This is a genomic window from Fuchsiella alkaliacetigena (assembly GCF_023227765.1).
In the GTDB taxonomy this organism is placed as follows: domain Bacteria; phylum Bacillota; class Halanaerobiia; order Halobacteroidales; family Acetohalobiaceae; genus Fuchsiella; species Fuchsiella alkaliacetigena.
In genome coordinates, this window is the sequence record NZ_JALKBZ010000039.1 from 1 (window position 1) to 24,558 (window position 24,558).

At 31.8% G+C, this 24,558-nt stretch carries 21 protein-coding genes; 10 read left to right on the top strand and 11 right to left on the bottom strand.

Annotated elements, in window-relative coordinates; all coding sequences use genetic code 11:
• The first annotated feature begins 79 nt into the window (after positions 1–79).
• The 3 genes from MWH30_RS10465 (at position 80) to MWH30_RS10475 (ending at position 6,479) form a co-directional block, all read left to right on the top strand.
• Positions 80–1,171: a M23 family metallopeptidase gene (locus tag MWH30_RS10465; RefSeq protein ID WP_248664031.1), complete on the top strand. Its 1,092-nt coding sequence runs from the start codon at positions 80–82 to the stop codon at positions 1,169–1,171.
• A 292-nt stretch (positions 1,172–1,463) separates the two neighbouring features.
• Positions 1,464–1,856, top strand: a complete 393-nt coding sequence (locus tag MWH30_RS10470; RefSeq protein WP_248664032.1) for a hypothetical protein — start codon at positions 1,464–1,466, stop codon at positions 1,854–1,856.
• 1,650 nt (positions 1,857–3,506) lie between these two features.
• Positions 3,507–6,479 (top strand): DEAD/DEAH box helicase family protein, encoded by a 2,973-nt coding sequence (locus MWH30_RS10475; protein ID WP_248664033.1) that lies wholly within the window; start codon positions 3,507–3,509, stop codon positions 6,477–6,479.
• Between the two features lie 190 nt (positions 6,480–6,669).
• Here MWH30_RS10475 and MWH30_RS10480 read toward each other — a convergent pair whose 3' ends face one another.
• The gene (locus MWH30_RS10480; protein WP_248664034.1) at positions 6,670–8,079 is read right to left on the bottom strand and encodes a DUF723 domain-containing protein; all 1,410 of its coding nucleotides are present in this window, start codon (positions 8,077–8,079) and stop codon (positions 6,670–6,672) included.
• A 173-nt stretch (positions 8,080–8,252) separates the two neighbouring features.
• Between MWH30_RS10480 and MWH30_RS10485 the strand changes: the two genes are divergently transcribed.
• Positions 8,253–8,582 (top strand): helix-turn-helix domain-containing protein, encoded by a 330-nt coding sequence (locus tag MWH30_RS10485; RefSeq protein WP_248664035.1) that lies wholly within the window; start codon positions 8,253–8,255, stop codon positions 8,580–8,582.
• A gap of 41 nt (positions 8,583–8,623) precedes the next feature.
• Here the strand turns inward: MWH30_RS10485 and MWH30_RS10490 are convergent, their stop codons facing one another.
• Together MWH30_RS10490 and MWH30_RS10495 are read right to left on the bottom strand one after the other, a co-directional pair.
• The gene (locus MWH30_RS10490) at positions 8,624–8,905 is read right to left on the bottom strand and encodes a hypothetical protein (RefSeq protein WP_248664036.1); all 282 of its coding nucleotides are present in this window, start codon (positions 8,903–8,905) and stop codon (positions 8,624–8,626) included.
• 105 nt (positions 8,906–9,010) lie between these two features.
• Complete coding sequence (locus MWH30_RS10495) at positions 9,011–9,823, bottom strand: TspO-related membrane protein (protein WP_248664037.1); 813 nt, start codon at positions 9,821–9,823, stop codon at positions 9,011–9,013.
• A 210-nt stretch (positions 9,824–10,033) separates the two neighbouring features.
• On the opposite strand from MWH30_RS10495, the gene MWH30_RS10500 reads away from it, so the two are divergent.
• Entirely contained in the window at positions 10,034–10,279 is a 246-nt protein-coding gene (locus MWH30_RS10500; RefSeq protein WP_248664038.1) for an AbrB/MazE/SpoVT family DNA-binding domain-containing protein, read from the top strand.
• Between the two features lie 33 nt (positions 10,280–10,312).
• Here the strand turns inward: MWH30_RS10500 and MWH30_RS10505 are convergent, their stop codons facing one another.
• Positions 10,313–10,849 carry a helix-turn-helix domain-containing protein gene (locus MWH30_RS10505; protein WP_248664039.1) on the bottom strand — a complete coding sequence of 179 codons (537 nt, stop codon included), beginning with the start codon at positions 10,847–10,849 and terminating at the stop codon, positions 10,313–10,315.
• A 300-nt stretch (positions 10,850–11,149) separates the two neighbouring features.
• Between MWH30_RS10505 and MWH30_RS10510 the strand changes: the two genes are divergently transcribed.
• Both MWH30_RS10510 and MWH30_RS10515 read left to right on the top strand, forming a co-directional pair.
• A complete protein-coding gene (locus MWH30_RS10510) occupies positions 11,150–12,118 on the top strand; it encodes an oligopeptide/dipeptide ABC transporter ATP-binding protein (RefSeq protein WP_248664040.1) in 969 nt (322 codons plus the stop codon).
• 65 nt (positions 12,119–12,183) lie between these two features.
• Complete coding sequence (locus MWH30_RS10515) at positions 12,184–12,324, top strand: aspartyl-phosphate phosphatase Spo0E family protein (protein ID WP_248664041.1); 141 nt, start codon at positions 12,184–12,186, stop codon at positions 12,322–12,324.
• A gap of 108 nt (positions 12,325–12,432) precedes the next feature.
• Here MWH30_RS10515 and MWH30_RS10520 read toward each other — a convergent pair whose 3' ends face one another.
• From MWH30_RS10520 to MWH30_RS10540, 5 genes are all read right to left on the bottom strand, one after another.
• The gene (locus tag MWH30_RS10520) at positions 12,433–12,714 is read right to left on the bottom strand and encodes a hypothetical protein (protein WP_248664042.1); all 282 of its coding nucleotides are present in this window, start codon (positions 12,712–12,714) and stop codon (positions 12,433–12,435) included.
• A complete protein-coding gene (locus MWH30_RS10525; RefSeq protein ID WP_248664043.1) occupies positions 12,714–13,742 on the bottom strand; it encodes a ParM/StbA family protein in 1,029 nt (342 codons plus the stop codon). Before MWH30_RS10525 ends, MWH30_RS10520 begins: the two co-directional genes overlap by 1 nt.
• A gap of 763 nt (positions 13,743–14,505) precedes the next feature.
• Positions 14,506–15,552 (bottom strand): hypothetical protein, encoded by a 1,047-nt coding sequence (locus tag MWH30_RS10530; protein WP_248664044.1) that lies wholly within the window; start codon positions 15,550–15,552, stop codon positions 14,506–14,508.
• A gap of 384 nt (positions 15,553–15,936) precedes the next feature.
• Positions 15,937–16,356, bottom strand: coding sequence for a type II toxin-antitoxin system VapC family toxin (locus MWH30_RS10535; protein ID WP_248664045.1), 420 nt, complete (start codon positions 16,354–16,356; stop codon positions 15,937–15,939).
• On the bottom strand, positions 16,337–16,585 hold the full coding sequence (locus MWH30_RS10540; RefSeq protein WP_248664046.1) for a ribbon-helix-helix protein, CopG family: 249 nt from the start codon (positions 16,583–16,585) through the stop codon (positions 16,337–16,339). The genes MWH30_RS10535 and MWH30_RS10540 overlap by 20 nt, the downstream gene beginning before the upstream one ends.
• Before the next feature lie 161 nt (positions 16,586–16,746).
• Between MWH30_RS10540 and MWH30_RS10545 the strand changes: the two genes are divergently transcribed.
• The 3 genes from MWH30_RS10545 to MWH30_RS10555 are packed head-to-tail and all read left to right on the top strand — an operon-like array spanning position 16,747 to position 23,138.
• Positions 16,747–18,855 carry a type I restriction-modification system subunit M gene (locus MWH30_RS10545; protein ID WP_248664047.1) on the top strand — a complete coding sequence of 703 codons (2,109 nt, stop codon included), beginning with the start codon at positions 16,747–16,749 and terminating at the stop codon, positions 18,853–18,855.
• A complete protein-coding gene (locus MWH30_RS13940) occupies positions 18,836–20,179 on the top strand; it encodes a restriction endonuclease subunit S (protein WP_248664048.1) in 1,344 nt (447 codons plus the stop codon). The genes MWH30_RS10545 and MWH30_RS13940 overlap by 20 nt, the downstream gene beginning before the upstream one ends.
• Position 20,180: 1 nt before the next feature.
• Positions 20,181–23,138 carry a type I restriction endonuclease subunit R gene (locus MWH30_RS10555; RefSeq protein ID WP_248664051.1) on the top strand — a complete coding sequence of 986 codons (2,958 nt, stop codon included), beginning with the start codon at positions 20,181–20,183 and terminating at the stop codon, positions 23,136–23,138.
• A gap of 120 nt (positions 23,139–23,258) precedes the next feature.
• Here MWH30_RS10555 and MWH30_RS10560 read toward each other — a convergent pair whose 3' ends face one another.
• Both MWH30_RS10560 and MWH30_RS10565 read right to left on the bottom strand, forming a co-directional pair.
• Positions 23,259–23,699 (bottom strand): gamma-glutamylcyclotransferase family protein, encoded by a 441-nt coding sequence (locus MWH30_RS10560; RefSeq protein ID WP_248664049.1) that lies wholly within the window; start codon positions 23,697–23,699, stop codon positions 23,259–23,261.
• A 7-nt stretch (positions 23,700–23,706) separates the two neighbouring features.
• A complete protein-coding gene (locus MWH30_RS10565) occupies positions 23,707–24,357 on the bottom strand; it encodes a hypothetical protein (protein WP_248664050.1) in 651 nt (216 codons plus the stop codon).
• Positions 24,358–24,558: the final 201 nt, after the last annotated feature.

The following is a 24,558-nucleotide window of genomic DNA, read 5'->3' on the forward strand; positions in this document are numbered from 1 at the left end:
CACAAACCCTGCTATATCAAGGTTTCTGACCTCTAAATAGTTATTTTATACCTATGAACTGTCGAACTCGGGTTTAATAATGAAGAATAAAATAAGTCGTTTGCTAGTTGTTGTTATAAACATTATGGGGCTTCTTATCTTATTAAATATGTTTCTAGATTCATTTGCTATTTTACCATCCTATAATAGATTTTTTGCTTTAGTCTTTGTAATATGTATATTCTCTTTACCTTGGTTTCAAGATATGTCTTTTTTAGATAGATTAGCAAGCATTTCTGGTTTTATATTGCTTTTTGTTTTCACTTCTTTTGATCAAGCCAACTACTTAATTATAGTGTTATTATTTTATATACTTTTTAAAAGCTTCTTCTTTTCTAAAAATAGCAAAGAAGAAGTTAAAGATGATTCACCAACACCTATAAAAAAAGAACTTAATGTAAAAAACAAATTTAACGAAGTATCTTCATTAATATTGAGTTTTCTAAACCCTTTCCAATTAATTCAACAAATATTATTTATTTTTGGAGAAATGATTTTGTCGTTTAAAAAAGATTATCTTTCAGTAGAAGATTATGAACAAAAAATAGATTTTGAGCTTCCTTTGCAGGGTGAATGGTTTGTAGCGAATGGAGGTAGTACAAAGGAAACATCTCACTCTTGGGATTTAAAAACTCAACGTTTTGCTTATGACTTTATAAAAGTTGATAATGAAAAAAAGAGCTATAGTAGTACCGGCGAAGAACTGGAAGATTATTATTGTTATTCTGAACCCGTGCTATCTCCTGCGGATGGTAAAGTAATTAAAGTCAATGATGGCATTAGAGAGCATAAAAGCCCTGGGACAATGAAAATGGATTTTTTAGCGAGAGACTTTCGTGGTAATTTTGTGATTATAAAACATCAAGATCAAGAATATTCTTTTTTAGCTCATATGATTCCAGGGTCTATAAAGGTAGAAGAAGGAGAAAAAATCAAAAAAGGGAAGGAAATAGGGAAATGCGGGAATTCAGGTCATTCTACAGAACCGCATCTCCATTTTCAAGTTCAAAATCATCCTAATTTTTATTTAGGAACTAGTTTGCCCATTAAATTTAGTAATATCCAAGCAAATGGAAAATATTACAAGGATATTTATATTAAGAAAGGTCAGAGAGTAAAGAACGATAGTTAAGTCATCAATAAGAGAAAGGTTTCTTTCTGGAATAGATTTATTAGATATATTAACACTTCATAAGAGAAAAAAAAGAATAGGTGAAGAAAAAATAGTTGAAGAACTATACAATGAAGTTGAATTAATAAAACCATACAATAAGATTTATAGCTATCAACTTGATTTTTATTATGGGAAGTATCAAATTCAATTAGGTGGTTTTAAAGAAGCTCTAAAATATTATAATAGGGCCCTTAAAAACGTTTTATATAGAGGTGGAGTATATCAAAAAAATATTATAGTAGAAGGACTCTTGTTAACAGCTTATTTAAAGAAATGGCAAAGCTTTAAGAAGTTTTATGAACTGGGAACAGAATTAGGGTATTATGTATTACCTCTTAGTGAAGTTGAAGATTATATAATTAGAGACTATAAGAAAATGTTTTTAAATTATTTCAATCCTGAATATTACTTTAATAATGTTAGCGAAAGTAGATTAAAATCACTTAAAGAAGAGGCAAATGATCAAACGTTAATTAATATAGATAACTGGAAGTCAAAAGAATTTGCTCATGCAAATCAAAAAAAGAAAGGAACTGGTTTTAGAAGAATACCACCTTTGATATTAAACTCATCTCTTGGTAATAAGAATGAAGTCAAAAAGTGGTTGGATAAGGGAGCAAATGGAAATACCAGGACTAGATAAGAATAAGATAGAAGAAATAAAAAAAGAAAACTCACTCCCCCGATGAGACCCCCAAATAGACCCCCAAATAGGTGGGGGTATAATGGGATAGTTGGCGATTAGACCCGCCTAATCGGGTGTCTATCTTACCACCTATCTTACCCTCTATCTTACCACCTATCTTACCACCTATCTTACTACCTATCTTACTACCTATCTTACTACTTGAAATATTATATATATTTGAAGGTATTGTTTTTAAAAAGCCTGTTATAGCAAGGGGTTGTCGGGGTTTTAAAATAAAGTTAAAAGAAGATTAGTGGTAAGATTGCAGGTAAGATTACTGGTAAGATTGCAGGTAAGGTTAGTGGTAAGGTTGCTGGTAAGATTACTGGTAAGATGGGTAGTAAGATGGGTAGTAAGGTCGCCTTACCCCGTATCTTACCACCCATCTTACTACCCATCTTACCCCCTACCTTACCACCTATCTTACCTTTTACTAGAAAATTTTTCCTTGTGATTTGAAATAAATTAATTGATTTATATTTATTTTGCTTATTATTGCTTCAGTCATAGTTTAGAGTGCAGGATAATTTTAGTTTAAATTAAATATTAAGCAAGCAACCTCAATTATTCACTGGTTAAATAAGACGTAAAATGTTATTTTCAAACTATCCAAAACCAATATTTGTTTATGCGGAATATGGGTTTAGTTTTAATTTAATGATTGCACTGCAAAAACAAAAAATCAGATAAAACCCTAATAATTTCACTAAAATTATACTTATATTGAAGTAGATTAGTTTATTTATAGCTTTTATATTGCCTTAAAATATATTAAATTTCATTAATTAGCTTTTACTTTGTTTAACTAGCTAATGCTAGGGTGCCAATGGTCGAAAAATTTAGGTTATAACAGCTTTTGACCTTTTTGCAGTAGAATCATTTAATATTAAGTAAATATTTTTTATTATTAACTGGTTGAATAAGCATAAAATGTTATCTTTAAACTTTCCTAGAAATAATATTTTTTTTGGAGAATATGGTTTTGTAAACATCCTTGTCTCCCTATTATCGCAAGGATAGTAAGAGGTCAACAATTAAAGATGTAAACAATATGGTACCATATTGTTTACATCTTTAATTGTTGATCTGATAGGGATAGTAGCAATTTTAAAACTAAATTGTATACAAAAAAGTTTAAAATAAAAAAATTAAATTTATTTGTATACATGCTATATGTCTTATTATAGCAGGAAATATAGGGGATTGACAGATAAAAATGTATACATCTTGTATACATACCAGAGCACCTAGTATGGCAGGGCTAATAGTAGGTTTAAAATAAAAATGTATACATCTCCACTCTAATATTATCACAAATTTAATGCAGGTTTTTTGATTTTAAACAGCGAAGTAGAGATTAGGATAGTTTTATAATTGTTCTTTTTATTTTTAACAAAATCAAAAAAAATAGAGCCAACCAGCTTTAAGGGAGCTAGTTGGCAAGAAACAAACCTAAATAAAAGTACCAAAAAAATAACTAACAGCTATAAAATCCATCTCAACTTATAGCTGACAGGGTCCCATCCCCAGGACCCAAATCACAAGAATACGGCCCCCTATGCGATGGGTTTGACCGTAGTCAATACCTAAAGGAGGTATCAACTTATGATTAATTTTATTATATCATTTAATGAGTATAAAGGCAAGAAAAATGAATATGACGTTTTTATAGATGAGGAAGGATTTAAAAAGAAACCAACAGGCCAAGCGGAAATAGGCGGAATAGTCACGAGAAGCAAGCAGGCTAAGAAGCAAGGTTATGACTGGCCAGAGATAATAGAGGCTATTGAGGCAGGCCAGACTATTGTATTTGCTAATTTGAAAGCAGATAATGATGGTAGTCATACAGGTTTAGCTAACGAGGACTTTATTAATACTGATTTTTTAGTCTTAGACTTTGATGACGGCCTGGAGATCGAGGAGGCTTTGAAGGTATGCAATAAGCACAAAATCTATCCTGCTATAGTATATAAGACCTTTAGCCACAAGCCAGACCACCATAAATTTAGATTTGTATTTTTATTTGAGGACGCTTTGAACAACCAGGAATTTAATTACAGTTGGTATATATTAAGTAATTTATTTGACAATGAAGTAGATCAGGGAGCTAAAGACCCAGCAAGGTTATTTTTTGGTACAGACAAGGGAATTTATTGGGAAAATGAAGGTGAAGTATTGGAATTTACTGGCGATATTCAACGCTTGGCTTCTGAGCTGGATTTGACTCACTTTACCGAGTACACAGAGACGCAGAAGCAGATTGAAATTGATAACGAGGCTATTAATAAAGACATTTTAGCTATGCAAGGTGATCCGCAGAAGTTAAAGACTTGCATTGACAGGTTTAAAGATTTGGAATTGGTCCAGGACTTTGAAGCTGGAGCAGATTGGGACGAGTATTTAGGGCACAATAAAGTTAGATCCTTGATGTTTGTTTATCACCATTTAGGAATAATTGAGGAGTTTTTTGAAGTTATCGAAAAACATTGGTCCAGCTTTTTGAATAGGTGGAAAAAAGACTATAATTATGCTTTAGAGAAAGGCTATGACGGTCATAACGACACAAAGGCTATATTATATAAGATCGGAGTTGTAGACCATTTAAAAAGGAATTTGAGCCAGTACGAAGGCCAGCAAATTGAGCTGGATGGCTACATAAGTCAAGATCAGATCGAGATGGTTATGACAGATGATAGCGATAAAATATTAATGACAGCACCCACAGGAAGTGGAAAGACCTACAGCACGATTAAACACGGTCAGCGCAATAATAGTAAAATTATTTTTTTATCACCTTATTACACCACCACTAAGCAGACCTCAAAACAATATGATGCGGTGGGCTATTACGGTAATAAAGTAGTTAATTTAACTGGAAAGGAACGCTTGATAGTTGCTACCTATGACAAGGCCCAAGCAATATCTAAACAGGTTGAGCCTGGAGAGTATACAGTTATAGTTGACGAGGCCCACAACTTAATTAGCCAGTATGGCTTTAGAGCTAAAGCAATGGCGGGAGTTGATGAGTTGCAAAAACTGGCCAAGAAGTTAATACATATCACGGCTACACCTTTTGGCCTTGAGAGCAACTACGACAAAATTTATAACTACACTAACAACAGATCTTTTAATAAAGCTAATATTGTAAATACTTCCAAAGTCGAGAAATTAATCAGCACAGTTGTTGATAATAAAAAAGTGAATAAATTAGACCTGATAAGAATACAAAGTAAAAAAGGACAGCAAAAAATCAAGAATAACTTAATTAAGCTAGGTGATTATTCAGCAGATGAGATCTTAATATTAAATAGTGATCTAAAAGAAAGCGAAGACTTTAGAATGTTAGTAGAGCAGGAAAGAATAAAAGATGACTACAGCTTATTAATTACCACTAGTCTAATAGATGACGGTGTTAATATCAAGAACGAAAATATCAATAACATTTACTTCTTTAACAGCCTGGATATCAACGCTTTATTGCAATTCCCAAGCAGGTGCAGGAATGGCTTTAATAAAATGTATGTATTCAACAACTTGACTAATGATAAAGAGTTATTTAATTATGAAGGAATGGCAGATTTTATGATAGCCCAAGAACAAAAGAAAGTCGAAAGAGCTAATAGGTATTATGAGCTTGAACGCCAAAGAGTAGCTTATAGTAAACAAGAGAAACCTTTTATAGAAGGTTTGAGCCAGCTATTGAACGGCAATTTTATCAAGTTTGATGATGAACTAGACCAGTATGTAGTAGATAAAAGGTTGATACTATGTAAAGTCTATCAAATGACTAATGGTAGGCTAAAAAACAAAAATTTAATTAATGTGTTGCGCGACTATGTAGGCTTTGAGAAAATAAAGATAATTGAAGATGTTAAAGATGTCAAAATAGGAGACCTACCAGTAATAGTAAGCGATGAAAAAATGAATGAAGTAATGGAAAATAGGAATATAGGTTGTATTCTAAGAATGGCGATAGACCACCACGATTGGGATGCACCAGGTTATCCACGTTTTGACGCTAGCCGATACGAGCAGGTGTTAGCTAGATATCCAGATATAAAACAAATTTTTTGCGAGAAGAAACGAGAATTTAAAAAGGTTGTAAAAATCAGGAATTATCTATATCGAGCAGAAATCGATAAAGGAGAAGCAGTAGTTAAAGCTGTGAAATTATGGCAAGAAGGGGTTAGACCGCATCTACTAAAGAGCAGGCTTAACTTCGCAGTGGGCTTTGAAATAATGGTTGACTTACGACCAAACGAGAGGAAAAAGTTAGAGCAGTTAATGTTATTGGAGGGCCAAAAATTGACGACACAGCAAGCTAAAATTAAATTAAAACAGATTTTAAACTATGATATCAAGCACCCACACAGCTATCTAAAAAAAGCATTCGAAATCGAAAGGCAGAGAAAGCGGATTGACGGGGCTAAAAAAACAATATCTACTATAAAAAGTATTGTTAGTCTAGATAATTTATATGATATAGATTTTACAAATCTCAAAAAGCAACTAAAAAATAGTGAGAGAGTCATAGAGTTTGATCAGACCAAAGAGTACAAAACTGTGTCGATGTTCTAGGCAGAAGTGGAGGTGGGGGTGGGCACACTTTATAATTAGATTTTAGAGACTATAATTAAAAAAGTGTGCCCAGTAAAAACAAAAAGAGTGGGCACACTTGTTATTTGCAAAGTATGACCAACTTAGTATCTAAAAAAGCTTCATCATAGTTGGTGTCAGATTAAGATATATGCTCTCTTTTTATCATAAACTAATTAAGCCGGATAATACAAAAAGCCTGCACTAAAGCTGATAATAGCTTCCCCCTATTAAACTTATTTTTTAATTTTTCTTTAACGTGTTTTTTTAGATCTCGGGAGAGTTTAATAGTTGTTTTAGTATTTTTTTGATGATCTGTTTTTATATCTTTATGTATTATATTGTGTATTTTCTCCTCAAAATCTGTGTTAAAGCTATTATTTACATATTTTCTTAGTGATTTTCTTGCAAAATTACTAAATTTTGTTTGTTCTAATGCAAGCTCACTGTCAACTAGGCACTTAATTTTCTCATCAATGTGTATAGTAGTTGTAACTAGATCCTTTAATTCATTATTTTCTTCTTCTTTTCTTTTCATTTTTTCAAATTCTTCATCTGTAAGAAGCCAAATATCAAACTTACTTCTTTTTTGTAGGTTAATTATAGCATCGTGATAGTTATTTATTAATCTATAAATGTAGTCTTTGCTCACTTTATATTTTTGCTGTATTTCACAAATACTTTGAAGTTTATCAGGTTTATTTCTATTTTCCTCTTTAATTTTTTCTATAGTTTTATGAGCAATTTTTTTGAGCCCATTAAGATCATTATCAATTAAAAAATTTCTATACTTTATATTTTGGATAAAGCCATCTAACCAGTATTGATAATCAACTACAGTATCTATAATCAGCTTTTTTATTTCGCTAATAGTCATATTTGGTTTTAGTCTATTAGCTAACACATTTCTTAATTTCTTATATTTCCAGTAAGGTATTCTCACAAATTCAATATTATTCCTCAAGCAGTAATTATTCTTGATCTTGTCTTTGATATCTTCTTCTAAATTTTTACTATAATTTCCTTGAAAGTGTCTAACATCATCAAGCTCAATTAGCAAATTATTATTTTTACTTTTAATTCCTAAGTCAAATTTTAATTCTTTCTTTGCCCTACAACTTTCAAAGGAAGAAAATAACTCCACTTCATAATTTTTGCTTTCAAAAATTTCTTTGATTCTCTTTTCTGTCCTAGATAACAAATTACACTCCGGGCATCTTGAGCCATCTAAAAAGTTATTTGGTAGTACATTCCACTGATAACCACACTCTTTATGTTTTATTTTCACTTTTTCGTCGCTTCTGGTATATTCGCCTAAAACTTCATATTCGCCATTTCCTTGCTCTTCAACTAATTTTTCAAACTCTTCTTGGGTTCTTCTAAGTTTGTTACTTCTGCATTCAGGACATCCCGATTTTTTATAAAGCAAATTACAAGGTCGGGGACTCCATATATTACCGCAAATATTGCACTTCATTTCTATGGGTGTATGAGCATCTACATAATCTCCTAAGACTGTATACTTATTATCAGATATATCGTTCACTCTGCTTGCAAACTCCACATTATCCATCCTTCTCATTTTATTCCTCCTTTTCAACCTAGATTGAGTTTTAATTGTAACTTCAATTATAATTATACCACATTTTAGGTTATTTATCAAGTGTATTTAATATTTTTTACTAATAAACATCAAATGTGTTATAATCATATAAACTGCAAATATTAGATTAATTTATAAAAAGGAGGATTATGATGTTTGGAGAAAGGTTGAGAAAACTAAGAAAAGAAGTAAATCTTAACCAAGAGGAAGTAGCAGATGACTTAGATATTAGTAGTTCTTCTTTAGGGGGCTATGAAAGAGAAGAAAGATGGCCTACTAATAAAGAACTTTTAGTTAAAATAGCTGATTATTACGGAGTTAGTGTGGATTATTTACTCGGCAGAACAGACTTTCACAAAGTTATAAAATCAAAAGATGATCAGAATATTAAAATAATGAAAAAAATACAAAAATTAAAAGAGAGCCACAAAGAAATAATTATTGATTTTATTGACGTCTTAATTCAAAAAAATAAAGATTAAGAATATTAAAAAGGACAACCGATGTTAGGTTGCCCTTTTTTCTATCTTTCTCTAGATCCTCTTCTAGAATCCCTAGCTTCAATTTCTTCCCTTGGCTCGTTTCTATTTTCTAACCTATCTTCATCTCTTAACTCTTGTCTTTCAGCTTGCAATTGAGCAAGCTCCTCTTGTTGTTCAGTCGATAGATCTAAATACTCTACACATTCTTGCTCCATCCTATGTTCAGCCTCATTTAATCTTGAATTATTACCTCTAGCTAGAGCTAAAGAAGAAAATCCTAGGACCAACAACATTACCATAGCAATACTAACTATTCTTTTCATAATCAATTCCCTCCAGTGTTTTATTTTCTAGATAAAGTATAGCTGATAAACATTAAGAGAGTATTAAGAAAGTCCTAAGAGTTTCTTAAGATATTTTAGCTCTACCTAGTTTAGATATCTACTTGAAGTTGAAAAGTCTCGAAAAAAATTTTGATAAATTATGTTGCAGATAATAATTAATATACCTATTGCAGTTGCCAAAGAAACACTAACTACTAACTCTTCAGCTATGTTTACCCGTTTAATTAAAATTCCTATTAATGCCCAGATGATTACTAGATTAAAAAATAAATCTTGGCGACTAAGATAGATATAGACTGCTATTCCAACAGCAAGAGCAATCATTAATATAGTCCACAACTGAGCTGGTATAAAGCTTCCATACCAGTTTAAATCGACAGTTAAGACTGTCAAATTTGCTAAGGTTGCTACTGTGATCCAAGCAGTATAGAGGCTAAAGGGTAAATAAACAAAATAATCTTCTTGTTTACTTATTAAAGAACGTCCTTTCTCTAAACGATTATAAATTGATAGCAATGAGATTAATAAAATTAGCATAATTACAAAAGACAGACCAATTCTTAAATGGTGCCAAGCTAATATCCAAGCAATATTAGCTAATGAAGAGATAAAAAATAGATAGCCAATCCTATTTATTATTTCATTTTTTTGCACCCTACTGCTTATTAACCCTCGGGCTTGATAGATGATAAATAAAGTTAAAGTTAAGTAAATTAAGCTCCAAATAGAAAAAGTAATTCCAGCAGGAGTAAATAAATTAGGATATAAGTCAGATATCTCACCTGTCTGGTAGTCATTAATCGGCAGTAATACAGCCAAAGCATTGACCGCTATTACTGCAATTAACGATAACATATTAAGTACTTGTAATCTTTTTTCTTGATTTGAAATAGTCATTTTTAGTCCCCCTTCGCATATCTTTAACTATTTTAGATTATCATAAATAAGCATTTTATTGCAAGAGCTAGAGTTTTTTAGCACTTGACAAATCATTTTCTAAAAATAGCAGTATTAAAAGGAAAATTTAAAGAAATCTAGAATAGAAATAACAGAGTATGAGTAAATAACACTTAACTTCTTAGAAAATAAAAAAGAGGGTGAAAATAAATGAAATCAGTAGGAATTGTCCGTAAAATAGATAACCTTGGTAGAATTACTATCCCTAAGGAAGTAAGAAATAGCTTCGACATAGAAGTTGGAGATCCTGTGGAAATCTTAGTTGATGAAGACGAAGTTATATTTAAGAAGTATAGTCCCCCATGTGTTTTTTGTGGCAATACAGATAATGTGATTGATTATAAAAGTGAAATAATCTGCTTAAACTGTGTGAATAAACTTAAAGAAAGAGCATAAGATTTTATTGTGTTGTAGCTCTGGTAAGACTATCTATTTTAATATACTTAAAAGCTTATTAAATATCGAGTCGTTCTTTTGCTGTTCCTGATTTCGAAAATTCTTTACTTTTTCAGCTAGCTCTTGTTCTCTCTCTTCAATTTTAGATAACAACTCCTGATTATCTTCTTTGATTTCTTTTCTTAGTTGTTGATTCTCTTTTTTTACCTGTTTAACTAACTCCTTCTGATTCTGTTCAAACTGGCTGTAGAGGCTGATGACGGCATTGAAGAACCTATCCTCTACCTGGCTAATCATCTCCCTTTCCTGAGTAGCTACAGCCTCTTTAATAGCCTGCTGGAACTCTTTCTTGCTCATACTGCGGTCAACCTCTACCACTTCATTAATAACTTCGGCCTGATCATTGAACTCATCTTTGTTGATCATCCACCTTAGCCCGTGTTTAGCAGGAAACTTTTTCCCATCCAATTTTCCTGCCCTTAGTCTATTATAGACAGTTCGTCTGCTTACATCTAGCCTTTCTTTAGCTTCTTCCACGGTAATACAGTATTTATTTTCTTGGCTACTCATATTTACTACTCCTCTCTTGATAAAGTAAATTATATCCTCTTGATATAATATTTAGATAAAAGTTTCTAGAATCCTTTTCTAAATATTACCTGTGTAATAATTTAGCATAAGAATAGAAAGATAAGAAATGGTTACTAGCATAAGTAAAAAAACCATAGAAAAATTAAAAAAAACAAAAAAACATATCACTAAATTAAAGTACGATTATGTTAAGTTAAGTTTAGATTTAGAAAGCAACTTAAAGGTTAACATATGATTTTTTATATAGCTCAAAGTAATCTTAAAAAGGAGGCACTAACCTTGAAAGATTATAAACCTTTACTTCAAGTGGATCACTTATCAATTAATTATCAGGATGAAGAACGAGAAATCAAAGCAATTGATGATATTTCATTACAACTTAAGCAAGGAGAGAACTTAGGTATTGTTGGAGAAGCTGGCTCTGGTAAAAGCTCTTTAGCTCTGACTTTATTAGGCCTGCTTGAACAAGGTTGTTATAAGGGAGAAGTAATTTATGAGGGAAATAACTTATTAGAGCTATCAAACAAGGAGCTAGAAGAGCTATGTTGGCCTAATCTAGCTTTGGTTCATAATCAAGACTCTTTAAAAAGGCTTCTTAACATCGGCGAACAAATAAGAGAAGTGCTAAATAAGTACCATGACTTTTCTTTAGCAGAGCTGAAGGAAAAAGAAATGGAATTATTTGAACTAGTAGACTTAGATCCAAAATGGAAGAATTATAATTTTCATAGCTTACCCAAAAGAGTGAGAAAACGAGTTTTATTACTGAAAGCTTTATGTAGTGATCCTGAAATTTTGATTATTGATGAAATTGCCTCTGGGCTTGATTTAATCAGTAAAATTGAGATATTAAAGTTATTATCTAAGCTACAACAAAGATTGGACTTGACTATGATTATCTTATCTAAGAATATAGAGCTAATTAAGCAACTTACTTCTAAAGTGATTATTTTATACTGTGGCCAAATCATTGAACAAGGATCTACTAGTAAAGTCTTGACAGACCCTCACCATCCTTATACTTGGGGGCTATTAAATTCTGGCCCTAATATATTTAGAAAAAGAAGTCTTTGGGAAGCTAAAGGGGAGGTTAGGATAGGGGGAGGTTGTTGCTTTGCTTTTTGGTGTTGTGCCAGTAAAGAAACTTGCACCTCTACCAGACCTTCTTTGGAGTATATTAATTCTAATCACTCAGTAGCTTGTCATAAAAAAGGTATTAAAAACTTTTTAGAAGCTGTAGCCTCTTGATAAACCTTGTTTTGTAAAGGGTTAGTTAACTGAGAACACTAGCTTATTGAAAGGAAGTGGTAGCAATGTATAAAGAAAAACTAGCTGAAAAAATTGAAGACTTAAGAAAAGATCTGAATGAGATTGATCCTAAAGATGGAGAAAAGCTTATTGAAAAGAGCTGTCAATTAGATACTCTAATAAATGAGTACCTTCAAAGAAATTAGTCAAGCAAATTAGAAAAGATTGAAGAGTTCACAAAAAAGTAAATTCCTGATCTTATAAGATCAGGAATTTACTTTTTTGAATCTAGTTATTTGGAATTTAGAAAGTGATTAAAGGAAGTCTCCACTTTGTAACTTTTCATTGAGTCCATTAATTCTATTATTATCATTATTAGCAGTATTTACATTGTTTGTATCCATTTTTGATGAAGCTTCTTTGAAAAAAGCACCCTCTTCATACTTACGATATATCTTAATTGCTTGTCTAATTATAACAGCTTGGCTAAATCCCTCTTTTAACTTTCGCTCTACAAATTCTACATCCTCCAAAGACGAGGTGTTCTCCGAAATCCTTGCAGTTAATCGTATAGATTTAACTTTATTTCTAGGCATTACTCTTCCCCCTGATTATCATAAACTCCTAGCTTATAATATCCGCTTGCATTACTGAACTGAGGATTTTCAATGACTTTTACCTCTATATTAAACATGTCATTTAAAATATCGCCTAAATACCGTGATCCTCCGCCACAGAGCATAATAAACTCTACTCTATTTAGTTGTTTATCCCACTTGTTGACTAATTGGTTATAAATTTTATCAGCTAGATTGTTGAAAGCTTGTTTGCATAATACATCGATACTTCTATCTCTTCCTTTCCAAAAAACTTTATTTTTTCCTTTTATGTAGGTCTGTTCAATTAAATTATACGGTATTTCATCACCAAGTTCGGAAGCTACTTCCCGAAAAGCATCACTCATACCATAGTTAACCCCGATATCAGTATTACGAATGACCTCAATACCTTTAGCTACAAAACCATCAATAGTACGGCCACCTAAATCAGTTAAAGCGTATCTAGAATCTAGTAAATCATTATTAATAGCTATCCCATCATAATTTAAAACCTGGTCGTAGTAAGCTCCAATACCTTGCGGAATACACATGACTTCATCAATATATAGTTTAATTTCTTCTTTATTGCTACCTATTTTAAATTTAAAAGTTTTGTTTTCAAATGCCTCAACAATGTCGTCTTTAAACTTCTTATAGCTATCAATATTCAACCCCAATACAAGTTTGTCTATTTTAGCCTCTTCTTCTTCAATGTATAAAGATATACTAGCTAACAACTTTACAATCTCTGATGGGCTTTTAAACTTATCATCAGTAAAATTTTTCTCCCCTCCCATTGGATCTTGTTCTACAGCATAACTACCTATGTAGTACTCTTTTCCTTCAAACTCAATTTCCATATTATCTATTCCAAAATCCTGATTAGATACATCTGTACTTAAGTTTTCTCCAGATGGTTTATATGTCATTGACGGAAACTTAATTTTACCACCTTCATCAGCTCCTAAAACCATCTTTACATAATCATAACCATTATCAAAACCAACAACTTCAAAATTTTGCATAAATCAATCCCCTTTCTTTGATATAGTTATTTTCATTTTGTCGACCTATTTAGACTTGAATTGATAGGCATTCATAAGCTTGCTGTCGACAATTACGGCTGAAATAGCCAGAAAGTATCGACACCTTTTGCTTTATTTCCTATTATCATAGTGGTTTAAAGAGTCGACATTATAGTAATTATGGATTTATGGAAAAAACTCCTGCTTAAAAATAGAAAAACTTTTTAATAAGCAGAAATTATCTTTTAATATTTGCGTTAGAAGTTAATTGAGCAGAACTACTATTAATTTAAAAACTTAGCTAAGAGATAAAAGTTTATCGAAGCTAATATCAATGGTCAGGTAAGACCTATTTTTTTATGACCACTATATACGAATATATTAGAAAACCTTGGAAACAATTGGTTTCCCATTTATTTTTTACCCTTTATAATCGTTTAACTCCTTTATACACCCTAGAAACAAGTCCAGAACCCTTACAAATCAAAGGCTTAAGAAGTTATGGGCTTTTGCATACTGTCCTTCCACTTATTTCATAGCTAGAATACTGACCTAAGATCTGCTGATATAGTGTGTGATCCGTCCTTTGATGATGATAAAAAAAGACCAGCACCTTTGGATTAGTGCTGATCTTTGAACAAAAATTTATGATTAATTTGAACTCAAGGGGCAGATGTAAAATAATGGATACTAGGGGTCCAGTTTTAGACATAGTACCCCCTAGGAAGTTTTGAAGAACATTTTCTAAGCATTTCTTAGCTAGCTACCGAAGTCTTCCAGAAGCTACTAGCTCGAATAACTTTTCTAGGTAGCTAGCAGAATTCACTTTACTTCGGAAGTTACTTTCCATTACCACCTTTCTAACGGTGTTAATAACTTCCTGGCTGTACCTTTCAATAATTTCTAAGGCACTGCTTATCTTTCGCCAGCTGTGTGAAATTCTTAAGTTGCGGAACATATGCTTTATATCTTTGTAATGCGGATGTCTCTTTAATTTTTCTATCTGTTTTTTGCTTATTTCGATTACTCCGACTTTAAGGTTATCAAAAACAACCTTAAGCTTGTCCTTACCACGACTAATACCACTCTTAATAGTGGCTATTTTGTTAAATAAGGAGTCTTTAATACCGTGAGCCAGCCTTTCTACCTCTACAAACGAATCGGCGTTAACAACGGATTTGAGTGTCTCTAGATTGATTGGAAATTTTCTATTATTTCGAGGTGAATGATGATTAAGAGATAGATAATACCAGATTAATCTCATATCCTTAAGAGTATAGTCAGATATTTGTTTTATAAACTCTTGTGGAATTACAAAACAACCTTTGGATAAATCATTATCAACAAATTTATATGTATTAACAAGGGCAGATCTATCTACCTCTATAATTCCTTCCGTTTCTAACCTATTAATTCCGTCTCTGATCCGCCTAGAATCGGTGTAGCCGTAGTGCTTAGCCATTTCCATAGTAGTGACACCTTGTACTACTCCCGCGCTGTCTCGGTGCATTAGAAGGGCATTTAGAGCCGAATACATACACTTAGCTGAGAAGTTATGCTTATGCTCATTATAAAGAGTTCTCGGACAAAGCACGGGATTTTCAAATAAGTCAAAGTCTGTTTCTTCATCGGGATCCACAACATTTTCAGGGATTCTTATCTCTGGCTCCTCTTTTTCTTCCTCAGCCATAATGTTTAGAGTTCGACTAACTAATTCATCCCAGCCTATCTCTCCGTTGGCAAATTTTTGATACTGCTTGTCTATCTTTTGGTTGTTTTTGGCTTTTTCTTTAATTTCTTTTATTAGCATATAAAAAACCTCCCATTTTATTTGGAAGGCCTCTTTAAATTCCATCATTTTCTGTATTTAATCTCTTGACATTATTAGTTACCCTATGTTAAAATTAAGGTACTAATAATGTTAATGATGGCCTTGGACGTGTGGATGTCCTTTATATGAGAGGCCTTTGTTTCGCCCCTCTACTTGCGCCAACAAGTAGGGGTTTTATTTTTTTTTGCTTAATTAATTTCAATTTAAAGAAATTGTCTAGTCTTGAAATCTATTTTAATATATGTAAAAGCAAAAGTCAATAATCAAGATGGATTTAAAAGCTTATTGAGGAAATAACATGTATTATTATTAATTAAATTAAAATATTAAGGTTTTAGATTTAGTATCCTAGCTATTAGGATGCTATTTTTTTATGTTAAAGATATTTTTCAAGTTATTATCTCTGAGTTTTCTGTAGACATAGAAATCAGAATCAATAGATATGATCTCATCGATATTTTTCATTTCCGATATTACTATTAGGGTAGCATCTGCAAAGTCCATTGGTACATTTGAATACTTCGCTGATAGCTCGATTATTCTAGATAGATTAGTTGGAGATAATTGAACAACCTCTACTCCACCCCTTTGAATCCATCTTAAAAAGTCAAGCTGTACGTCAATATTAAAGTCTAGCATATGCAGTACTTCTGTAATTACGGGCCAAGAGGTATATAGATGTCCTTTATATGATTTTAAAAAATCTTTTATTGCTTGATGGTACTTATCATCTTGATCAAATAAGGCAATTAAAGGCCCAGAATCAATTAGATGTCTTTTCATTGATTTTACTCCTAACTTTCTGCTTATAAGTGGTAGATAGATCACCTTTTCCACTTCCATGCTTTCCAAACAAATCTTCTCCTAGTTCGTATGGATGAGTTTGTTTTTCCTTTTCTTCAATATAATTTCTTAATGCTTCCTTTACTATATCTGTTTTTGTTGTACCTTCTTGTTCGGACAATATATTTAATTTCTCTTCTAATTCTTCTGGTAATCTGACACTTAACATAATAACACCTCCGTATTACATATTGTAATTTATTTAATTTTATTTGTCAACTGTTTAAATTGAATAATAGCTTTTTTGTTGCTAAATAAAGGGTAATGATTCATTTTAAAGAAATTAATAACGAAAAGATAAAAAAGAATGTATTAATGGAGGGTAATCGAATGACTAATTTTGGAGAGAAGATTAATTTTATTTGGAATATAGCTAATTTATTAAGAGGGCCTTACAAGAAAGAATACTACGGTGATGTAATACTACCAATGGCCGTATTAAGAAGGTTTGACTGCTTATTAGCAGACACTAAAGAAGAGGTATTAGAAAAGGCTGAGGAAGTAGATATTGATAAGATTCTTAATAGAATCACCGGCCATAAATTTAATAATACCAGTATTTATGACTTTGAAAAGCTATTAGATGATCCCGATAATATAGCTGAAAACCTAAGAGACTATATTAGAGGCTTTACACCTAATATTAGAGAGATTATGGAGAACTTTAATTTTGATAAAGAGATAACTAAGCTAGCGGATAATAACTTATTGTATTTAGTAATCAAAGAGTTTAATAAGATAGACCTACATCCAGATAAAGTTGATAATCAGGAAATGGGGTATATTTTTGAAGAGTTAATTAGAAGATTTTCTGAAAACGCCGAAGCAGGAGACCATTATACACCCCGAGAGGTTATAAGGTTAATGGTAAACCTATTATTAACTGGCGAAGAAGATGAGCTTACTGACCCTGGAAATATAACTACCGTAGGTGACTTTGCCTGTGGAACTGGTGGAATGCTATCGGAAATGACAAAGCACATTAAAGATCTAAACCCTGATGCTCAGGTAGAGGTATTTGGTCAAGAGATCAATCCTCAATCTTATGCTATCTGCAAGTCAGATATATTAATCAAAGGTCAGAATGCAGATAATATAGTCTTAGGAAACTCCTTTACAGATGATGGTCATCGAGGCTTAGAGGTCAGATACGGAATAATGAATCCTCCTTTTGGAGTTAGTTGGAGAAAGTATAGCAAAGAGGTTAAAGAGGAACATAAAGAGTTAGGTTTTAATGGTCGTTTTGGGGCAGGAACTCCCAGAACTTCGGATGGTTCACTACTTTTTTTACAGCACTTAATCTCTAAAATGAAGGATGATGAACAGGGTAGTAGAATAGCAATAGTCTTTAATGGTTCACCACTCTTTACAGGCGATGCAGGAAGTGGAGAGAGTGAGATTAGAAGGTGGATTATTGAAAATGACTTATTAGAAGGTATAGTAGCCTTACCCGAGAACTTATTTTACAATACAGGGATAGCTACTTATATCTGGATCTTATCTAATCGTAAAAATGATGATTTAGAAAGAGGCCCTATCAGAAAGGACAAGATACAGTTAGTTGATGCGACAGACTTTTATGAAGATATGAGAAAGTCTTTAGGAGAGAAAAGACACGAAATAACCGAAGAGCAGATAGATGAGATTACTAGGATCTATGGCGACTTCAAGGAGAATGAATACTCTAAGATATTTGATAAAGAAGAGTTTGGGTATCTTAAAGTAAGGATTGAAAGACCTCTTAAACTTAACTTTAAGATCACAGAAGAAAGAATTGAGAATATCTACTCTGAAAACACCTTTAATAAGCTGTTTGATGAAGAAGAGTACCAGAAGCTATCTAAACTAGCTGAAGCACCAGAGTTTAGTGCTAAAAAGCAAAAGAAACTGGACAAGCTAGAAGAGGGTAAGGAGCTACAGGAGAAGATATTAACTAGGTTAAGAGAGAATACTAGTGATAAATTATATAAGAATAGAGAAGAGTTTAAAGAAGCTTTAAAAGAGATACTAGGAGATTTAGACTTAAAGCGTTCTCTATTTAAAGCGGTTTATAATGGTTTAAGCGAAAGGGATGAGACTGCTGATTATTGTATGAAAGGTGGCAAGAAGCAACACGATACTGATTTAAGAGATTATGAACGGATAGACTTTTCGCAAAAGGTAGAAGGGTATAATCAAGATTATTCTGATTTTGTGGAAGGTGAAAAAGAGAATATTACAGCTTACTTTGAAAGAGAGGTTAAACCTCATGTGCCGGAAGCGTGGGTAGATTATTCTTATACCCGGGTAGGCTACGAGATTCCATTTACAAGGTACTTTTATGAATTTGAAGAATTAGAGCCTTCGTCTAAGATTAAAGAGGAGATAGAAGAGATAGAGAGTGAAATTCAAGGGTTAATGAAGCAGGTCTTAGAGTTAGGTGATAGTAGTGGAGTATAAGAGATATGAAGAGTATAAGGATAGTGGGATTGATTATTTAAATAAAATTCCTGCAAATTGGAATTTGAAAAGATTTAAATATCTTTTTAGTCATCAAAAAGGAAAAAAACCAAATAAAACTCATCCAGAAAAAGGAATACCATATTTAAGTATGGATTATCTTAGAAATAAAGATATTGAAAATGTCTCCTATGTAAATGATACTGTAGGTTTAGTAAAAGCAAATGAAAATGAAATATTAATTTTATGGGATGGCTCAAATTCTGGAGAAATATTAAAAAGTCCTTGTGGCATCATTTCTTCAACCATGGCAAAAATAGAGTGTTTAACTAAAGTTATTAATAAAGATTATGGATATTTTTTATTAAAATATCTTGAGAGATATATTAAAGATAATACTATAGGAATGGGGATTCCTCATGTAGATTCTAAAATTTTAAATAATATTAAATTAACTTTACCTCCTCTCCAAGAACAACAAAAAATAGCCTCCTTCCTTGATAAAAAGACTGCTGAAATTGATGGAATAATCGAGCAGAAAGAAGCCTTAGTCGATAAGCTAGAAAAGTATAAAAAGTCTGTGATTACAGAAGCAGTTACTAAAGCAAAGATTGGTGATAAATATTTGAATGAAGCTGGAGAATTAGTCGATGAGATAGAAATGGAAGATAGTGGGTTTGAGTGGATAGGTGAGATACCTGAGTATTTTAAGAAAGTTAAATTAAAATATATTGCTCATATTGAATTAGGTAAAATGCTTCAAAATGAGAAAAAACCAAATTATTTTTACAAACCTTATTTGAAAGCCAAGAATATTCTTTGGAATAAATTAGATTTATCTGAAATTGAAAAAATGTGGTTTTCTAAGGCAGAAATGAAAAAATATCAATTAAGTAAAAATGATATGCTGGTTTGTGAGGGAGGAGAAGTAGGTAGATCAACTATATGGAATGAAGAAATAGAAGAATGTTTTATTCAAAATTCTGTACATAAAATTAGTTTTTTGAAAAATGAGATTTCTAAATATCATCTATATTACTTTATGTTTCTAGGTAAGAAAAGATACTTTAATGCAATAGTAAATCAAGTTAGTATTGCACACTTAACAAAAGAAAAATTAATAAATATTCCGATTGTAAAACCAGGTTTTCAAATTCAAAATAAAATAGTAAGTTACCTTGACCAAAAAACAACCCAAATCAACAACTTAATCCAAAAAACAGAAGAGTCAATCGACAAATACAAAGCCTACAAGAAATCACTAATCTACGAAGCAGTAACAGGTAAGATTGACTTAAGAGACTATGAGGAAGGTGGTGAGTAAAATGATAACTCCAGATATTTTAAAAGAAGAGAAGTTTCAAACAGTAATTAAGGATCATCTTACTGAAGAAAATGGCTATCTTGCCAGCTCTAATTATAACTATGATAAACACCATGCTCTAGATAAAGAAATGCTCTTTAACTTCTTAGAAACTACCCAAGAAAAGAAGATGGCTAAACTACAAGAAATCCACGGAGCTAACTATAAACAAAAGATAATTCTTCGCCTAAATAAAGAGTTAGCTAGAAGAAGCATGATAGATGTAATTAAGCACGGAATTAAAGATTATGGGATTAAACTAGATCTTGCTTACTTTAAGCCACCTACTTCCTTTAATCAAAGGCTAAATAAACTCTATCAACAAAATATCTTTTCAGTTATTGAAGAGCTAAACTATCAAGACAGTAAGAGAATAGACCTAGTGATCTTCTTAAATGGACTTCCAATTATCGTCTTTGAGCTTAAAAATCCATTAACAGGTCAAAGCTACGAAAAAGCTATCAAACAGCTTAGAACTACTAGAAAGCCTAATGAGAAGCTATTTAAGTTTAAGCAAAGAGCAATAGTCTGCTTTGCTATGGATACCGAAGAAGCCTATATGACAACTAGATTAAATGGAGCTGACACCTTCTTTCTTCCCTTTAATAAAGGGCATAAGGGCGGGGCAGGAAACCCACCGGTCGAAGGTAAAGTGAGAACTCATTATATCTGGGAAGAGTTACTGCAAAAAGATAGCTTACTAGAAATACTCCAAAAGTTTATCTTTATAGACGTAGAAGAAAAAACAGACCAAGCAGGTAATGTTGAAAAAGAAGAAAAATTAATCTTCCCTCGTTACCATCAACTAGATGCAGTACGAAAAGTATTAGCTGATGTTAAGCAAAAAGGTACAGGAGAGAGATACTTAATTCAGCATAGTGCTGGCTCAGGAAAGACCTACTCTATCACCTGGTTAGCTCATAGACTGTCTAGCCTCCATAATAAGAACGATCAAGTAATCTTTGATGGAGTAATAGTAATCACCGACAGACTTATTTTAGATAGACAGCTTCAAAACTCAATCTATCAAATAGATCATAAGATCGGAATGGTAGCTAAAATAGATAAAGACTCTACCCAACTAGCAGATGAACTAAATAAGGGAACTAAAATTATAATCAGCACCATTCAAAAATTCTCTTATATCTTAGATAAAGTCGCTGGAACTAAAGATAAAAACTATGCTATTGTAATAGATGAAGCTCATTCAGGCTCAACAGGGAAGAATATGTTATCCTTAAAAGAAAGCTTATCACTAGAAGAAGCAAGCAGGCTAGACCGACAAGCAGAAGAAAATACTAAAGATGCAGAAGATAAGATCAATGAAGAGTTAGCTAAAGTGCAAGATGTACAAAGCATTAGCATCTTTGCCTTTACAGCTACCCCCAAAGGAAGCACCTTAAAGCTATTTGGAACTACTAATCAAGAAGGAGATCCTCAAGCCTTTCATATATACAGCATGAAACAGGCAATCGAAGAAGGCTTTATCCTAGATGTTCTCGAAAACTACATGACCTATAAAATGTATTATAAAGTAAATAAGCAAGTAAAAGAAGACCCAGAGATAAAGAAGCGGAAAGGAAGTAAAGAAATAGCTAAATATGTTAGCCTTCATCCTCATAATATCTCCCAAAAGACTGAAATAATGATTGAGCATTACAGAAGTTCAACTAGAAATAAAATTGGTGGCGAAGCTAAAGCAATGCTAGTAACCTCTTCTAGGCTACACGCTGTCAGATACAAGTTAGCCTTCGATAAATATATCAAAGAAAATGGCTATCAAGGGATGAAAACACTAGTAGCCTTTTCCGGAACGGTAAAAGATGATGGCTTAGACTATACAGAAAATAATATGAATGAAATCTCCTCTTCAATTCGCAAAGAGTTTGATAAAGAAGAGTATCGAGTATTAATAGTAGCTAATAAGTTTCAGACCGGCTTTGATCAGCCTAAGCTTCATACTATGTTTGTTGATAAAAAACTAAATGGATTAACTGCTGTGCAGACCTTATCTAGATTAAACCGTACCTGTAGTGGCAAAGAGGACACCTTCGTTTTAGACTTCGTTAATGACCCAGAAGATATAAAGAAAGCTTTTGAGCCTTATTATGAAGCCACTACCTTAAAAGATGATATAGACCCTAACGAAATCTACACCCTCCAAGATGAAATAATGGATAGTATGCTGATTAATAAGGCTGATATAGATAAGTATGTAGAGCTGTACTATAAAGATAATCCTGGTAATGATGTTGCCCAAAGACTGAATAGCCTTCTAGATAACTCAGTAGAAAGAATTAACGAACTAAGTAGAGAAGAGAAAATTGACTTTAGGAATAAGAGCAAAAAGTTCATCAACCTTTATATGTTAATACTACAAATAGCTCCGATCAAAGACGAAGAGCTACATAAACTAAATATCTACCTTAGATCTTTGGTTCAGAAGATAGATGTAGAACAGACAGGCTCTGTAGATATAACTGATAAGGTAGTTTTAGAGTATTATAAGCTAGAAGAAATGGGAAAAGAAGATCTATCCTTAGAAGGAGATGGTTCAGTAGGAGTTGTTGTTTCAGGTGGCGGTGCTCAAAACGAAGAAAAGGAACGCTTAAGTGTAATAATCGAAAAGCTTAACCAAAGATTCCAAACTAACTTTAGTGAATCTGAAGAAATAGCCATAAATCAAATAATAAATAGATTAAAAAATAGTGAGCAGTTAAAAATTAAAGCTAAAGCTAATCCACAAGATGATTGGAGATTAGTTTATGAGGAAGAGTTTGATGATGCCGTAGTAGATTCTTATGCTAAAAATCAAGAATTCTACGGTAGAGTGCTAAAGAATGAGGAATTTAGAGATAAACTAATGGATTTATTATCAGAAGATATTTATAGTTCATTTAGAGAGAATGAAGAAGCTTAGGATAATAAGAGGATATATCTAAATATATAAGAAAATTAAATAGCACTGGTTTACATTGGGGAGTTGTTAAATTAAAACACTTTATTAAGACAATATCAATAGGGGGGGCGTCACTGGTTTTTATTTTGTTTCAATTTGTTCTAATTTTTTCGTATAATCATTAGGCAGATTATGTTCATAGGCTCCTTTTAAAATGTGTTGTTTATACCATTCAAAAGGCTTTTCATCAGTGGTCTTAGTAGAAATATAAGTTATAGCATTTAATGACTCACTTAAATCATTTACTATTTCAACATTTATTCTTTCATAATTAGGCTCGTAAGAATCAAGCTTTTCTAGTTTGCTTTTTTCTAACTCATAAAACACTCCCCAAACTTCATTATCTAAAGAGTACACTATATTAGCTTTCCCGGAACCATCATTTCCTTCTTTATTAATTACTAATTTGTAATTAGGTAATTTTGCTTTTCCCATAGTTTTAACTTTTGATATTCTTTTTTCTAATCTTTCTTTACTCATGTTAGAACCATAGGCAAAATAATAAACTTTATTATTATTCATTATGTAATTACTCCTTTTCTGAAATAGTATAAAAGATTCTTAAAATGTTTTCTCCAAATTCTTTTCTATATTCATAATAACCTTGTTTATATAAAAATATTGTAGTTGCAGATCCTATCAGCCCCAAAAAAAATTCACCTGTAAAGAATAAGGCTAGCGATAAGAAAAAATTAGCTATGAACAAACTAGCACACATATCAAATAAAGTTACTAATCTAAATAGATAAGAAAAACCTAGATTATGACCAAAATTTTGAATATATCTCCAGCATAGATATATTATATTTTTATCATTTTCTTGCTTAATAATGTTTTCTCCTAATATGTCTTTCATTTTATATTTTAATTTTTTTATAAAAACATCAGAGAAACTTTTTGAATTTGAGTTTAATATATCTTCAAAAGGATCTTTAAATATGCACACAGAAGTAAATAAAAATTTGCGAGCAATAATGTTACATAAGATTCCTAAAAAATATGCTAAAAAAAAGTAAATAATAATAATTATAAAACTATCATCAGGTAATCTTTGAATTAATTTTTGTGATTGCAAATCAAAGAACAATTCCATTGATAAAATGCTAATTAGTCCAGGTAACAAGTAAGAAAGTATATCACGTAAAGAAAAAATGCTGTTTTCTACTTTTTTCCACTCCATAATAATATATCTCCTGCTAAAGGTTTATAGGTTTGTATTATCCTCAGTTAATGTAATTTATTTTTGGTTATGGTTTAGTTTTTCCACAATAAATAAAGAAGTTCCTTCTTTAATAAAGAAAATCTTCATTAAAGCACGATTAAGTGAAAAAATAATATCATATTTATTCTGAAGTTAATTTAATTGAGTAATTAATTAGAC

Excerpts from the sequence above, each read along its gene's own strand:
- MWH30_RS10465 (WP_248664031.1), top strand. The coding sequence starts at position 80 with ATGAAGAATAAAATAAGTCGTTTGCTAGTTGTTGTTATAAACATTATG.
- MWH30_RS10475 (WP_248664033.1), top strand. The coding sequence starts at position 3,507 with ATGATTAATTTTATTATATCATTTAATGAGTATAAAGGCAAGAAAAAT.
- MWH30_RS10480 (WP_248664034.1), bottom strand. The coding sequence starts at position 8,079 with ATGAGAAGGATGGATAATGTGGAGTTTGCAAGCAGAGTGAACGATATA.
- MWH30_RS10485 (WP_248664035.1), top strand. The coding sequence starts at position 8,253 with ATGTTTGGAGAAAGGTTGAGAAAACTAAGAAAAGAAGTAAATCTTAAC.
- MWH30_RS10490 (WP_248664036.1), bottom strand. The coding sequence starts at position 8,905 with ATGAAAAGAATAGTTAGTATTGCTATGGTAATGTTGTTGGTCCTAGGA.
- MWH30_RS10495 (WP_248664037.1), bottom strand. The coding sequence starts at position 9,823 with ATGACTATTTCAAATCAAGAAAAAAGATTACAAGTACTTAATATGTTA.
- MWH30_RS10500 (WP_248664038.1), top strand. The coding sequence starts at position 10,034 with ATGAAATCAGTAGGAATTGTCCGTAAAATAGATAACCTTGGTAGAATT.
- MWH30_RS10505 (WP_248664039.1), bottom strand. The coding sequence starts at position 10,849 with ATGAGTAGCCAAGAAAATAAATACTGTATTACCGTGGAAGAAGCTAAA.
- MWH30_RS10515 (WP_248664041.1), top strand. The coding sequence starts at position 12,184 with ATGTATAAAGAAAAACTAGCTGAAAAAATTGAAGACTTAAGAAAAGAT.
- MWH30_RS10520 (WP_248664042.1), bottom strand. The coding sequence starts at position 12,714 with ATGCCTAGAAATAAAGTTAAATCTATACGATTAACTGCAAGGATTTCG.
- MWH30_RS10525 (WP_248664043.1), bottom strand. The coding sequence starts at position 13,742 with ATGCAAAATTTTGAAGTTGTTGGTTTTGATAATGGTTATGATTATGTA.
- MWH30_RS10530 (WP_248664044.1), bottom strand. The coding sequence starts at position 15,552 with ATGCTAATAAAAGAAATTAAAGAAAAAGCCAAAAACAACCAAAAGATA.
- MWH30_RS10535 (WP_248664045.1), bottom strand. The coding sequence starts at position 16,356 with ATGAAAAGACATCTAATTGATTCTGGGCCTTTAATTGCCTTATTTGAT.
- MWH30_RS10540 (WP_248664046.1), bottom strand. The coding sequence starts at position 16,585 with ATGTTAAGTGTCAGATTACCAGAAGAATTAGAAGAGAAATTAAATATA.
- MWH30_RS10545 (WP_248664047.1), top strand. The coding sequence starts at position 16,747 with ATGACTAATTTTGGAGAGAAGATTAATTTTATTTGGAATATAGCTAAT.
- MWH30_RS10555 (WP_248664051.1), top strand. The coding sequence starts at position 20,181 with ATGATAACTCCAGATATTTTAAAAGAAGAGAAGTTTCAAACAGTAATT.
- MWH30_RS10560 (WP_248664049.1), bottom strand. The coding sequence starts at position 23,699 with ATGAATAATAATAAAGTTTATTATTTTGCCTATGGTTCTAACATGAGT.
- MWH30_RS10565 (WP_248664050.1), bottom strand. The coding sequence starts at position 24,357 with ATGGAGTGGAAAAAAGTAGAAAACAGCATTTTTTCTTTACGTGATATA.